This is a genomic window from Rhodococcus opacus, assembly GCF_012396235.1.
Taxonomy (GTDB): Bacteria; Actinomycetota; Actinomycetes; order Mycobacteriales; family Mycobacteriaceae; genus Rhodococcus_F; species Rhodococcus_F opacus.
Genome location: NZ_JAAXPA010000002.1, coordinates 416,046 through 428,725 on the forward strand (window position 1 = coordinate 416,046; position 12,680 = coordinate 428,725).

The 12,680-nt window shown below is 68.2% G+C and carries 11 protein-coding genes and 2 pseudogenes; 8 read left to right on the top strand and 5 right to left on the bottom strand.

Translation table 11 applies throughout. From position 1 onward, the window contains the following. Nucleotides 1-34: 34 nt before the first annotated feature. Genes HGB39_RS03935 through HGB39_RS03945 form a run of 3 tightly spaced genes read right to left on the bottom strand, consistent with a single transcriptional unit; the run spans nucleotide 35 to nucleotide 2,771 of the window. Nucleotides 35-748, bottom strand: coding sequence for a uracil-DNA glycosylase (locus HGB39_RS03935; protein WP_005566843.1), 714 nt, complete (start codon nucleotides 746-748; stop codon nucleotides 35-37). Continuing rightward, a complete protein-coding gene (locus HGB39_RS03940; protein WP_005566845.1) occupies nucleotides 733-2,274 on the bottom strand; it encodes a PH domain-containing protein in 1,542 nt (513 codons plus the stop codon). The genes HGB39_RS03935 and HGB39_RS03940 overlap by 16 nt, the downstream gene beginning before the upstream one ends. Then, on the bottom strand, nucleotides 2,271-2,771 hold the full coding sequence (locus HGB39_RS03945) for a PH domain-containing protein (protein WP_005566846.1): 501 nt from the start codon (nucleotides 2,769-2,771) through the stop codon (nucleotides 2,271-2,273). The genes HGB39_RS03940 and HGB39_RS03945 overlap by 4 nt, the downstream gene beginning before the upstream one ends. Nucleotides 2,772-2,855: 84 nt before the next feature. On the opposite strand from HGB39_RS03945, the gene HGB39_RS03950 reads away from it, so the two are divergent. The 8 genes and pseudogenes from HGB39_RS03950 to HGB39_RS38440 all read left to right on the top strand — a co-directional run bounded on the left by HGB39_RS03950 (nucleotide 2,856) and on the right by HGB39_RS38440 (nucleotide 10,618). Next, nucleotides 2,856-3,041 (top strand): Rv3202a family protein, encoded by a 186-nt coding sequence (locus tag HGB39_RS03950; protein ID WP_005566848.1) that lies wholly within the window; start codon nucleotides 2,856-2,858, stop codon nucleotides 3,039-3,041. Nucleotides 3,042-3,086: 45 nt separating this feature from the next. Then, nucleotides 3,087-5,714 carry a bifunctional FO biosynthesis protein CofGH gene (locus tag HGB39_RS03955; RefSeq protein WP_054247373.1) on the top strand — a complete coding sequence of 876 codons (2,628 nt, stop codon included), beginning with the start codon at nucleotides 3,087-3,089 and terminating at the stop codon, nucleotides 5,712-5,714. After that, nucleotides 5,711-6,478 carry a hypothetical protein gene (locus tag HGB39_RS03960; protein WP_005569077.1) on the top strand — a complete coding sequence of 256 codons (768 nt, stop codon included), beginning with the start codon at nucleotides 5,711-5,713 and terminating at the stop codon, nucleotides 6,476-6,478. Before HGB39_RS03955 ends, HGB39_RS03960 begins: the two co-directional genes overlap by 4 nt. Nucleotides 6,479-6,586: 108 nt before the next feature. Beyond that, the gene (gene fdxA / locus HGB39_RS03965; protein WP_005263360.1) at nucleotides 6,587-6,910 is read left to right on the top strand and encodes a ferredoxin; all 324 of its coding nucleotides are present in this window, start codon (nucleotides 6,587-6,589) and stop codon (nucleotides 6,908-6,910) included. Between the two features lie 2 nt (nucleotides 6,911-6,912). Then, on the top strand, nucleotides 6,913-8,013 hold the full coding sequence (gene dapC / locus HGB39_RS03970) for a succinyldiaminopimelate transaminase (protein ID WP_005569079.1): 1,101 nt from the start codon (nucleotides 6,913-6,915) through the stop codon (nucleotides 8,011-8,013). 45 nt (nucleotides 8,014-8,058) lie between these two features. Beyond that, the gene (locus tag HGB39_RS03975) at nucleotides 8,059-8,952 is read left to right on the top strand and encodes a hypothetical protein (protein ID WP_005569081.1); all 894 of its coding nucleotides are present in this window, start codon (nucleotides 8,059-8,061) and stop codon (nucleotides 8,950-8,952) included. 39 nt (nucleotides 8,953-8,991) lie between these two features. Beyond that, nucleotides 8,992-9,298: pseudogene (locus HGB39_RS40145) on the top strand (PPOX class F420-dependent oxidoreductase); the annotation flags it as partial. A 165-nt stretch (nucleotides 9,299-9,463) separates the two neighbouring features. Next, nucleotides 9,464-10,618 carry a site-specific integrase gene (locus HGB39_RS38440; RefSeq protein WP_376744837.1) on the top strand — a complete coding sequence of 385 codons (1,155 nt, stop codon included), beginning with the start codon at nucleotides 9,464-9,466 and terminating at the stop codon, nucleotides 10,616-10,618. Nucleotides 10,619-10,936: 318 nt separating this feature from the next. Here HGB39_RS38440 and HGB39_RS03990 read toward each other — a convergent pair whose 3' ends face one another. Further along, nucleotides 10,937-12,283 carry an MFS transporter gene (locus HGB39_RS03990; protein ID WP_043789070.1) on the bottom strand — a complete coding sequence of 449 codons (1,347 nt, stop codon included), beginning with the start codon at nucleotides 12,281-12,283 and terminating at the stop codon, nucleotides 10,937-10,939. Nucleotides 12,284-12,510: 227 nt separating this feature from the next. Further along, nucleotides 12,511-12,680, bottom strand: a pseudogene (locus HGB39_RS03995) (ketol-acid reductoisomerase); the annotation flags it as partial.

Genomic DNA, 12,680 nt, shown 5'->3' on the forward strand with positions numbered 1-12,680 from the left:
GGCGTCCAGTTCGTTCGGGGAGGGTGGCCCGGAATCACCCGATCAGCCCGGCCGCGCGGGCGGCGTCGGACAGCACCGACTCGAGCATGGCGGGGGTGAGCCGGCCGGTGAAGGTGTTCTGCTGGCTGACGTGGTAGCAGCCGAACAGGTGCAGGGGACGTTCGGCGCCGGGGAGTTCGACGTGCGCGCCGTGCCCGAATTTGGGTCGCGGCCGGGGGACGGCCCACCCGGCGTCGTCGAGGACGGGGAGCAGCGACTGCCAGCCGAATCCGCCGAGGACGATCACCGACCGCAGGTGGGGTTGCAGGATGCGCAGTTCGGCGTCGAGCCAGTGGCGGCAGTTGTCGCGTTCGTCCGGGGTGGGCTTGTTCGCGGGCGGCGCGCAGTGCACCGGGGACGTGATGCGGACGCCGAACAGTTCGAGGCCGTCGCCGATGTGGGTGGCGGTGGGCTGGCTCGCGAGTCCCACAGCGTGGAGTGCGGCGTAGAGGAAGTCGCCGCTGCGGTCGCCGGTGAACATGCGCCCGGTCCGGTTCGCGCCGTGGGCGGCGGGGGCGAGACCGACGATCAGCAGGGACGCATCGGGTGGACCGAATCCGGGGACCGGGCGACCCCAATAGGTTTCGTCACGGAACGACGCGCGCTTCTCGCGTGCGACCTTCTCCCGCCACTCGACGAGGCGGGGGCAGGCTCGGCATTCGATCAGCTGGGCGTCGAGACCGGCGATGTCGGTCAGCGCCGCGCCCACACGTCACCTCCGCCGGGTGTCACCGACTCGACGAGCGACCACGCCTGATCGGCAGGCAGATCGATCACCAGGTACTTCCCGGTGCCTGCGGGTGTGGCGGCGATGACGGTCGCCACACCCGCCCGCCGTTGGAAGAACGTTTGACGGACGGTCCACCCGATGATCCCGTCGGCCTCGAGGCTGTCCCGGGCGCGGTCGAGGGAGCCGCTGCGGGTGATCAGCCACCCGGGCAGCACCGCATGGCCGAGGCCGCGGTACCGATCCCACGCCAGGACCACGCCGCCGACGGCGAGCGCGACGATCGCGGCCCACGCTGCCCAGAACACCGGCCGGTCGAGGATCACGAAGACCAGGGCGACGGCGAGCGCGATCTCGGCGGGGATCAGGGCCCGCGTGTAGCGCCGCCGCTGGGCGACCGGGCCGTGCGGGGTGAGCGGGACCGCGGCCTGACGGTGGTCGCTGATGACGGTGGCCATCACCCGCTCCGCTTCCGCACGCGGCGCCTGGGGGAGCAGGAGCGAGGACTCCCGCCTCTCGGCGCTGACGCCGGTCATGACGGCATCCAGTCGGGCACCGCCGGCGAGACGGAGGAGGAGCGGTTCCTTGAGGGTCGTCCCGCGGAGGCGGGCGCGATCCAGGGTGGTCTGGCGGGTCTTCAGCAGCCCGTGGCTGACGTGCAGGGTGCGGCCGTTGTCCGTCAGCGTCATGTTGCCGTACGTGAGGAGGTACCGGATGCAGGCCAGGGCGCTGGCGGCGATCAGGAGGACGACGATCCCGACGACGACGGCGATGGCGATCCCGACGCGCTCGGCGGATTCGATGCCCTCGGCCACCGTCGACGAGCGGGCGATCTTCGCGCCGATTCCGTACTGGAACGCGAGACCGACGATCGCCGCGATGGTCACCACGCCGGTCACCGAGAACGGGGCGTAGCGGACCCAGACCGGTGTCCAGTGGCCGATCTCGGTCACTGCGGGCTCCTGTGTGACCGCGGTCTGTTCGACGTCGGGCGAGGGCTGCCGGGCGAGCAGTGCGGCCCGCAGGCCGGGAACCTGCCCGGTGGAGAGGGCGTTGAGTTCGAACTTCGCCGCGTCGGGTTTGGAACCGACCTGCTGGCCGGTGCCGATGCGCACGATCGACAGCCCGAGCAGGCGATGCAGGACCCCCGCCTCGACGTCGACGGATCGGATGCGGTTGCGTGGTACCGACAGCAGGCGTTTGCGGAACAGGCCCTGCCGCAGTTGCACGTGGACCGGACCGATGCGGTAGCTCGTCGTGAACCAGCGCGAGACGCCGAACACCACGAACACGACGATGGCGACGAGACTCCACACGTGGTTGCCGCTCTGGGTGCCGATCACCAGCGAGATCAGCAACACGGGCAGAAGTTTGACGATCTCGTCGACCGGGTGGACGAGCAGCATCCGGCGGTCCAGGCGCAACCAGGGCTGTTCCTCCTCGGCGGCGGCCGCGGCCTCGCCGTGCGCGATGGGGGGAGCGATTCCCGGTTCCGGTGCCGCACTCATGTGGCGTCACCGACATTGGTGCCCGCGATCTCGGTGAGCCGGGCGACGGTGCGATCGGCGGTGTCCTGATCGAGGGCGGAGATCTTGACGGCACCCGCGGACGACGCCGTCGTGACGGTGACGGTCGCCAGCCCCAGCATGCGGTCGATGGGTCCGCGTTCGGTGTCGACGGTCTGGATGCGGGAGATGGGCGCGATGCGTCGTTCCTGAGTGAACCAGCCGCTGCGGGTGTAGACCGCGGTGTCGCTGATCTCCCAGCGGTGCACCCGGTACCGCCAGAGCGGTACGACGGCGACGTGGAGGATCGCGAGCACGACGGTGATCGCGAGGACCGTGACGTGCACCCACACGGGCCACCAGTGGAAGACGAGAGCGACCGCTTGCGCGACGAAGAGCGGAAGCCAGAGAAGGGCGGCGTTGATCGCCCACAGTTGCTTGGCCCTGGGGCTGGGCCGCCACAGCGGGTCCGCCATCGTGACGGTGGTGGGCACACTCATGCCCCTACTTTGGCCGTGCCCCGGCATTCTGTCGAGAACCGACCTATCGTAAGAGAACCCCCCCGAAGTGAAAGGAGCGCAGACATGACGTCATTCGATGCGGCCGATTCTCCGGAGGTTCCCGAGGCAGACCGGCTCGAGCAGGAACTCGCCGTGGACGACGACAGTTCCGACGAGGTCGAAGAAGTGTCGTCACTGGAGGTGAACGAGGCGGACGTGGCCGAGCAGAGCCGGGCGGTTCCGGTCGACGAGGACTACCCCCGCGAATAGCGATCGGCGCGTTCGCGGGAGTCTGGGTGGCAGTGGTCGTCGTCGATGGCGCATGATCGCTGGGTGACCCATTCAGGTGAAGAATCCGGCCGGCCCACGATGCTTCCCATGCCCGGTGTTCCGGCACCGGCTCCGTCCGGCGCATCCGCGCAGGAAGTAGCCCCCACCGCCTCCGCCATGCGGCGGGTGCTGCGACGTGCCCGTGACGGCGCCACTCTGAACGTGGACGAGGCGACGACCCTGCTGCAGGCCCGCGGCGACGACCTGACCGACCTGTGTTCGTCGGCGGCGAAGGTCCGGGACGCCGGGTTGCTGGCGGCGGGCAGACCCAAGGCTGTCACGTACTCGCGTAAGGTGTTCATTCCCCTGACGCGGTTGTGCCGGGACAAGTGCCACTACTGCACGTTCGTCACCGTGCCCGGCAAGCTGCGGGCCGAGGGGCGCGGCGCGTATCTGGAACCGGACGAGGTGCTGGAGATCGCCCGGCAGGGCGCCGAATTGGGCTGCAAGGAAGCCCTCTTCACCCTGGGCGACCGTCCCGAGGATCGGTGGCCGGAGGCCAAGCAGTGGCTGGACGAGCGCGGCTACGATTCGACACTCGACTACCTGCGTGCGATGTCGATCCGGGTCCTCGAGGAGACCGGGCTGCTGCCGCACCTGAACCCGGGTGTGATGAGCTGGGAGGAGATCTCCCGCCTCAAGCCGGTGGCTCCCTCGATGGGCATGATGCTCGAGACGACGTCCACCCGGTTGTTCACCGACAAGGGCGAGTGCCACTACGGCAGCCCCGACAAGGATCCGGCGGTGCGGTTGCGCACACTCACCGACGCCGGCAGGTTGAGTGTGCCGTTCACGACGGGCATTCTGGTGGGCATCGGCGAGACCGTCCGGGAACGGGCGGAATCGATCATGGCGATCCGCAAGTCGCACAAGGCGTTCGGCCACGTTCAGGAAGTGATCGTCCAGAACTTCCTCGCCAAGCCCGACACCGCGATGCGCGACACCCCGGACGCGGGCCTCGAGGAGTTCCTCGCGACCATCGCCGTGTCCCGGTTGCTGCTCGGCCCGGGGATGCGCATCCAGTCACCACCCAACCTGGTGTCGAACACCGAATGCCTGGCGCTGCTGGGTGCGGGTGTCGACGACTGGGGCGGCGTGTCGCCGCTGACCCCGGACCACGTGAACCCGGAGCGGCCGTGGCCGAACCTGGACACCCTGGCCGAGATCACCGCCGAGGCCGGGTTCGAGCTCACCGAGCGCACGGCGGCGCAGCCGCAGTTCGTGCTGGCCGGTTCGCCGTGGATCGATCCGCGGATCATCGGGCACGTGCAGGCCCTCGCCGACCCGCACACCGGGCTGGCACGGCCGGACACGATCCCGGTCGGGTTGCCGTGGCAGGAGCCGGACGAGTCGTGGGAGTCGGCGGGCCGGGTGGATCTGAATACCGAGATCGACACCGAGGGCCGCAACACCGAGACGCGCAGCGACCTCGGCAGCGCGTTCGGGGACTGGGAGACCGTCCGCGAGCAGGTGCTGGAGCTGAGCGGCCCGGTGCGGGTGGACACGGACGTCCTCGCGGCGTTGCGCAGCGCCGAGCGTGATCCGGCCGGATGCACCGACGACGAATACCTGGCGTTGGCCACGGCCGAGGGTCCGGGGCTCGAGGCGATGGTGGCGCTGGCGGATGCGCTCCGCAAGGACGCCGTCGGCGACGAGGTGACCTATGTGGTGAACCGGAACATCAACTTCACCAACATCTGCTACACCGGGTGCCGTTTCTGCGCGTTCGCGCAGCGCAAGGGTGACGCGGATGCGTTCACGCTGTCCACCGGCGAGGTCGCGGACCGGGCCTGGGAGGCCCACGTCGCGGGCGCGACCGAGGTCTGCATGCAGGGTGGCATCGACCCGGAGCTCCCGGTCACCGGGTACGCCGATCTGGTGCGTGCGGTGAAGGCGCGGGTGCCGTCGATGCACGTGCACGCGTTCAGCCCGATGGAGATCGTCAACGGCGCCTCCCGCGGCGGGCAGAGCATCCGGGACTGGTTGACGGAACTGCGCGAGGCCGGCCTCGACACCATTCCCGGCACGGCCGCGGAAATCCTCGACGACGAGGTCCGCTGGGTGCTCACCAAGGGCAAGCTGCCCACCGCCACCTGGATCGAGGTGGTGACCACCGCACACGAGCTGGGTCTGCGGTCGAGTTCGACGATGATGTACGGCCACGTCGACAACCCGAAGCACTGGGTCGGGCATCTGCGGGTGCTGCGCGGAATCCAGGACCGGACAGGCGGATTCACCGAATTCGTCCCCCTGCCCTTCGTGCATCAGAGTGCGCCGCTGTATCTGGCGGGCGCGTCCCGTCCGGGCCCGACCAACCGTGACAACCGGGCCGTCCACGCCCTGGCCCGGATCATGCTGCACGGGCGGATCCCGAACATCCAGACCAGCTGGGTCAAGCTGGGTGTCACCGGTACCCAGGTGATGTTGCAGGGCGGCGCCAACGACCTCGGCGGCACCCTGATGGAGGAGACCATCTCCCGGATGGCGGGTTCGGAGCACGGATCCGAGAAGACCGTCGCCGAACTGCGGGCCATCGCCGAGGGAATCGGCCGCCCGGCCCGCGAACGCACCACGACACACGCCCGACGCGAGGGAAGGACACCGGCCGCATGAGCGAGACGGACCGGCTGGGCGACGACCAGGTCGTCACCATCCTGGATCGTGCCGCACGGGGCATCAACCCCGTGCTCGATCTGGCTCTCACGGATCCGTTCGGCATCAAGAGCCGGACGTTCACCCCGACAGCGGAGGACCGGAGCGCCGCGGAGGCGCTGCTCGACGTCATCGCCTGGGTTCTCGACACCGTCCAGTTCCCGGGGACGGCGTCGTGGGAGAAGGCGAGCGACGACGAGCGGGCCCAGTGGTGGGTGACGCGGATCGGTGCGCTGAACACGATCGCGGTCGCGTTCCCGGGCATCTTCGGTGTGCTGCTCAATCGGCTCCCGATCCAGGACGTGCTCGGGTTCGCGAATCAGGCCGTCGTTCTCGTCGCCGTCGCCCGGGAACACGGCGTGACGAACCGGTTCGACCAGGTGGACCTGCTGGCGTCCGTACTCTGCCGGCGTGAGACGGATGCGCCGGCGGTGCTCGCCGGCACGGCGCGATCCGATTCCGCGGACGGCGAGTCGGGGTGGCTCCCGTTCGCGCTGATCGGCGCGCTGTGGCGCACCGCCCGCACCGTGCGCGCGCTCAGTGACGAACTCGACAAGCGTCCTGGGCCGGGCTCGACCTACTCGTTGCTGGGGAACATCCCGGTGGTCGGTGTGGTGGCCGGGTACCTCGGAGAACGGGGCGCGCTGGTGAGAGCTGCGAAAGCGGGCGAGCAGTGGATCGCGTCCCGGGCGCGGCTGACCGCGGCGGTGCGCCGGGTCAGGTAACCCTCACCGCAGAGAGGCCCGCCGGGCAGGCGATAATAGTTTCTTCCGCGGGGTACAAGCGGCCCGTACCTCGTGCTTACTCGTGTCAGAAAGGCAGGGAGAGCGGCAGTGCCCTACACGATTGCTGAACCGTGCGTGGATGTGTTGGACAAGGCGTGTATCGAGGAATGCCCTGTCGACTGCATCTACGAGGGCGGACGGATGCTCTACATCCATCCGGACGAATGCGTGGACTGCGGCGCCTGTGAACCCGTCTGCCCCGTCGAGGCCATCTTCTACGAAGACGACGTCCCGGACCAGTGGAACGGCTACATCGCCGCGAACGTCGACTTCTTCGACGACCTCGGTTCCCCCGGTGGCGCGGCGAAGCTGGGCAAGGTCGACTACGACCCGCCGTTCGTCAAGGCTCTGCCCCCCATGGGCGAGGACTAGATGTGCCTCGAATCCCGGTAGCAAAAGCACTTCCCGACTTTCCGTGGGACTCGCTCGAGTCGGCGAAGGCGAAAGCCTTCGCCCACCCGGGTGGCATCGTCAACCTCTCGGTGGGGACCCCGGTCGATCCGGTCGCCCCGATCATCCAGGACGCGCTGACCGCGGTCGCCGCGGTTCCGGGATATCCGACGACGCACGGCACCGAAGAGCTGCGGAGCGCCGCGGTGGAGGCGCTGCGTCGCCGCTACGGAATCACCGGCATCGATCCGGCTGCGGTGCTGCCCGCGATCGGCACGAAGGAGCTCATCGCCTGGCTGCCACGCCTTCTCGGGCTCGGCGCCGACGACCTCGTCGTCATTCCGGAGCTGGCGTACCCGACCTACGAGGTCGGTGCGCTCCTCGCCGGTGCGCGGGTGATCCGGGCCGATGGTCTCAACCGGCTCGGCCCGGAGGGCGCGTCGCTGATCTTCGTGAACTCGCCGTCCAACCCCACCGGCAAGGTGCTCGGTCTCGAGCATCTGCGCAAGGTGGTCGACTGGGCGCGTCGCCGCGGCGCGATCGTGGCGTCCGACGAGTGCTACCTGGGATTGAGCTGGGAGGGCGAAGCCCTCTCGATCCTCGATGAGCGGGTGAACGACGGCGATCTCACCGGGCTCCTCGCGGTGCACTCTCTGTCGAAGACGTCCAACCTCGCGAGTTACCGCGCGGGGTTCGTCACCGGTGACCCGGCGTTGGTGGCCGAACTTCTCGAGGTCCGCAAGCACGCGGGCATGATGGTGCCGTTGCCGATCCAGTCGGCGATGACCGCTGCACTCAGCGACGACGACCACGAGAACGAGCAGCGTGAGCGGTACCGCCGTCGCCGCGAGATCCTTCTCGCAGCGGTGCGCGGCGCCGGATTCACCGTCGACAACTCCGAAGCCGGGCTGTACCTGTGGGCGACCCGCGGCGAAGCCTGCCGGGACACCGTCGAGTGGTTCGCCGAGCGGGGCATTCTCGTGGCACCGGGCGAGTTCTACGGTCCCGGCGGCGGCACCCACGTGCGCATCGCCCTCACGGCCAGCGACGAACGAATCGCGGCCGCGGCCGAACGACTGGCCTGACCCGAGTCGGCCCGAGCGGCGCGGTCACGGTGAAAGTATTGGGCCGTGACCCTCGACGACGTCGCCGACGAACTGTACGGCCTGGACCCCGGTGAGTTCGTCGAGGCGCGCACCGCGCAGGTGACCGCGGCGCGGGAGAACAAGGACCGCGCATTGGCAGCCGAGATCGGGAAGCTGCGGAAGCCGACGGTCGTCGGCTGGCTCGTCAACCTGCTCGCCCGCGAGCTGCCCGACGAGGTCGACGCGCTCCTCACCCTCGGTGACGCTCTCCGCGACGCGCAGCGACACCTGTCCGGCTCGGACCTTCGGCGACTGAACACGCAACGGCAGCAAGTAGTGCGCGCGTTGGCGCGCAAGGCCGGTGAACTCGCTGCCGAGCGGGGCCGGACAGTCGGGGAGGACGCGCTGCGGGATGTCGGTCAGACGCTGCACGCCGCTCTCGCCGACGCCGAGACCGCCGAACAGGTGCGGCGCGGCCGGGTGGTGACGGCGGCGAGCTACAGCGGTTTCGGTCCGGCCGGACTCACCGTCGTCCAGGGAAAGACCGCGAAGAAAGGAGGGAAGTCCGAACCCACCCCCACGCCTCCGGCCGAGAAGTCGGGGAAGACGTCGAAGAAGAAGTCGCCGGAGCGCGACCGCGCCGCCGAACGGGCGGCGGTCGGGGCCGAACTGGCGGACGCCACGTCCCGGGCCGACGAGGTCCGCGGCGAACTGAACGACGCGAGAACGGAACTGGAGCAGGCACGGTCGACGCTGACGGAGATCGACCACCGGATCGAGGAACTGCGCGCCGAAGTCGAACATGCCGAGCAGGAGCGGCAGTTCACCCGGAACGCGGAGAAGGCGTCGGCGGAGGCGGTGCATCGGGGGGAGCGAGACCTCGACGCGGCGGAGCGGCGCGTCGAGGAAGCCCGGCGCGCGGTCGACGATCTCGGCTGAGGACGTCCCGGATCCTTGACCTGCAGCTCACTCGAGGTCTACAACGCCGCCACGACCACGATCGACATCCAGGGATACAACATGGCGGCGAGCCGCAAGTTCCGCAACGTCGCCGACAACGGGAAGGTGGCGTTCGTCGTGGACGACGTGCCGTCCGTCGACCCGTGGCGGGTCCGCTGTGTCGAAATCCGCGGGCGCGCCGAGGCACTCGACGCCGAGGCGGCCCAGGCGAACGATCTCGGCGGACCGACCATTCGCATCCACCCCGAACGGATCATCAGTTTCGGACTCGGCGCCACCGACCAAGGACGTCCATCAACTCGTGTCGAACGCCCGCGACGTGTAAGGCGCAAACTAGGCGGAGTTGCATCCGATGACGCATTCGACGCTTTCGAAGTAGGACGCAGTCACAGCGTAGTCCGAGGCCCGACTCCGAGGAACGCCGTCACGCGGCGCCCATTCCACCAGCATTTTGGGTGTTGTCTTACATGCCGCAATGATTCTATGCATCGTGGCCGACACGGCGGATCGCCCCGGTGTCGCACACTTGGTCCTCGCACCCGGTGTCGCACACTTGGACCCGGAGACGACGGTATTCGGTGCGATGTTGGACGGGTGGGCGGCGCAGCAGTGCGCCCGTTTCCTCCAGCCCGCGACGATCGAGCAGCGGCGCGCCTTGTTACGACGGCTTGCCGAGTTCACCAACGACTATCCGTGGAACTGGCAGTGCGCGGACCTCGAGGAGTTCATCGCCAGTTGTCGTCGCGGCACGAAACCGATCGTGGTGTCCACGGCGCGGATCTATGAGATCACGCTGCGCCAGTTCCTCACATATGTCACCGATCCCCGCTACGGGTGGCCGCAGGAATGCCGGGATCGTTTTGGTGTCGCGCCGAGACAACTGCTGCACGAGGAAAATTCGATCGTGCGTGTCACCGAACACGAGGGTGACCCGCGTCGGCGGCCGTCGACCTACGATGAGATCCAGGCCCTGTTCGACGCGGCCGACGCTCGGGTCGAGCAGATCCGCGCGCACCACCGCAAGGGTGCGGCCGCCGCGATGCGGGACGCCGCTCTGCTCAAATCGGTGTACGCGTTCGGGATTCGTCGTCGCGAAGCATGGGGGCTGGACCTGGCCGATTTGCGGCACAACCCGAAGGCCCCGCAGTTCGGTCGGTTCGGCGCGCTGTTCGTGCGCTGGGGAAAGTCTTCTCGGGGCAGCCCACCGAAGCGGTGGACGGTGCTGACGGTTCCGGAGATGGACTGGATCGTGCCCGTGCTCGAGCAGTGGTGCACCGAGGTGCCCTGGGCACCAACGCCGTCAACCGCACCGAGTACCACCTGCGGCGCCGCGACCTCGCCAGTCCACTCGCCGATGTCCGTGGCCCCGCCGGGCGCACCCGCGCGATCGCCACCGCCATCCGCACCGGCCTCGCTCGAGGCCAGGGCTCCGAGGGCATTGAGGCCCGGATCCGGGCTGCCGAAGCCGCAGGCCTGCCCCTCACACTCTGGTAGAGAACACCCTACGGGCACACTGCCCGCCCGGTGTGTGCGGCGCTGCCCGGATCTCCCGGTTGCACAGGGTCAGGCTGCCGAGTCGGTAGCCCTCGAACAGGGTGCGGGTGGAGTCGCATTGGGCTCAACTCGCGGCCGACCTCACCCGTGAACGCGAACGCATACAGCGGCAGATCGCCGACCTACAGACCTCGCTGAAATCCCTCGACCGCGTGATCGACGCCGCCACCCAACCCGACGACGAATCAGACTGAACTCCTCTCGCGAGACCCTGTCGAGCACCTTGTCAGTGCCTTAGATGCCCGGACGCGCCTCACAACGTGTTTGTCATTCCGTTCGCAGGACGAATCATCCTAAATGCGAGCTGGTTTCATGGCCAGCGGATTCGCCACCGAAGTTCGGGCAGCCTGTGGGGGAACCGTGGCCGAGCCCGTGGTGTGGAGACACCACGGGCTCGGCATACGCGCAGTTATTGATTGCGGCTGTATTCGGCGGCTCGAAGCTGGTTCTTGAGCGCCAGAAGCACCAACGCAGCGGCGAGCATGACGGCACCGACTACCCAGAGTCCAGCGCGGGAGTTGCCGGTGAGGTCGAGTAGCCATCCCGTCATGTACGGCGCTGCCAGGCCTGCGGTGGCGCCCACGGTATTGACCAGTGCAATGCCGGCCGCCGCGCCTGCTCCGGTGAGGAAGGAGGACGGCAGGTACCAGAAGACCGGGAATGCAGCGAAGATCCCGATCGCCGTGATCGAGATGACGACCATCGCCGCCATCGGTGAGTGCATGTAGAGCGCCACCGGGATGCTCACCGCGGCGAGAAGCATGGGGAAAAATACATGCCAGACTCTTTCATTCTTGCGGTCGGAATGCCGCGACCAGAAGAACATGGCGATGGCACCGGCGGTGAACGGCACCGCGACGATCAGTCCGGTCTCGAAGACGGAGAAACTGGTGTCGAAGGTCTCGGCGAAACCGGCGACGATGGTGGGGAGGAAGAAGGACAGAGCGAAGAGGCCGTATCCCAATCCGAAGTAGATGACACCCAACGCCCACACCTTGGGGTCGCGCAGGCTCTGCCGGGCCGAGCCGTGACCCTCCGGCGTCCCGGCTTGTTCGGCGGTCATGGTGGTATCGAGCCAATCCCGTTCGGGGGTGGTGAGCCACTGAGCCTGGCGGGGCCGGTCCGTCAGGTAGAACCACGCGACGATGCCGAGCAGGACGGTGGGGATTCCCTGAACGAGGAACAAGACCTGCCAGCCGGCCAGGCCGAGGAACCCGTCCGCGTATTGGACGATGGCGCCGGAGAGGGGGGCACCCAATGCCTGGGAGATGGGGAGGGCGAGCATGAAGATGCCGGTGAGGCGGACACGCATCGCGCGGGGGAACCACCACGTCAGGTACAGGATGACGCCGGGGAAGAAGCCCGCCTCGGCGATGCCGAGCGCGATTCGGGCGATATAGAGCCACGTGGCGCTGGGCACGAAGGCCATCAGTGCGGCGACCAACCCCCAGCTCACCATGATCCGGGCGATCCACCGGCGGGCGCCGAAGCGGTTCAGAGCGAGATTGCTGGGCACTTCGAAGAAGACGTATCCGATGAAGAAGAGCCCGCTGGCGAGTCCGTACATCGTGTCGGTGAGCCCGAGGTCCTCGCTCATCGTGAGCTTCGCGAAGCCGATGTTGGTGCGGTCGAGGTAGTTCAAGAAGTACGCGAGCGCGAGGAACGGGATGAGCCGCAGCGCTACCTTGCGCATCACCCGGTCTTGCATCGTGGTGTCGTCGGGCACCGAGGGTGACTTTCGAACGTTGGAAATCATGGGGAGCAACCTCCTAATAGGTGTCCTCGCATAAGCGGCCTCGGAGCGCCGATCGGCTGCGGCCGCGTCCTGGAATTCCCCCCTCGAGCGGAAAGATGGCCGGCCCCTCACCGGGTTACAGGGCCACAGTCGCAAGACGCCACGACCTTTCAACAGGTGTTGACTTCTTGTGACCCGCGACCGAGGCCGTAGACGCGGTCACGGGTCACAAGAACGCCGGTAGGGATTCAGGCGGTTTCGGTGATCGGGCGGTCGACCCAGCTCATCATCTCGCGCAGCTTCTTGCCGGTGACCTCGATGGGGTGCTCGGCGTTGGCCTTGCGCAGGCCCTCGAGCTCGGTGTTGCCGTTCTCGACGTTGGCGACGAGGCGGCGGGTGAACTCACCCGACTGGATGT

Excerpts from the sequence above, each read along its gene's own strand:
- HGB39_RS03955 (WP_054247373.1), top strand. The coding sequence starts at position 3,087 with ATGGCGCATGATCGCTGGGTGACCCATTCAGGTGAAGAATCCGGCCGG.
- HGB39_RS03990 (WP_043789070.1), bottom strand. The coding sequence starts at position 12,283 with ATGATTTCCAACGTTCGAAAGTCACCCTCGGTGCCCGACGACACCACG.
- HGB39_RS03960 (WP_005569077.1), top strand. The coding sequence starts at position 5,711 with ATGAGCGAGACGGACCGGCTGGGCGACGACCAGGTCGTCACCATCCTG.
- HGB39_RS03940 (WP_005566845.1), bottom strand. The coding sequence starts at position 2,274 with ATGAGTGCGGCACCGGAACCGGGAATCGCTCCCCCCATCGCGCACGGC.
- HGB39_RS03950 (WP_005566848.1), top strand. The coding sequence starts at position 2,856 with ATGACGTCATTCGATGCGGCCGATTCTCCGGAGGTTCCCGAGGCAGAC.
- HGB39_RS03945 (WP_005566846.1), bottom strand. The coding sequence starts at position 2,771 with ATGAGTGTGCCCACCACCGTCACGATGGCGGACCCGCTGTGGCGGCCC.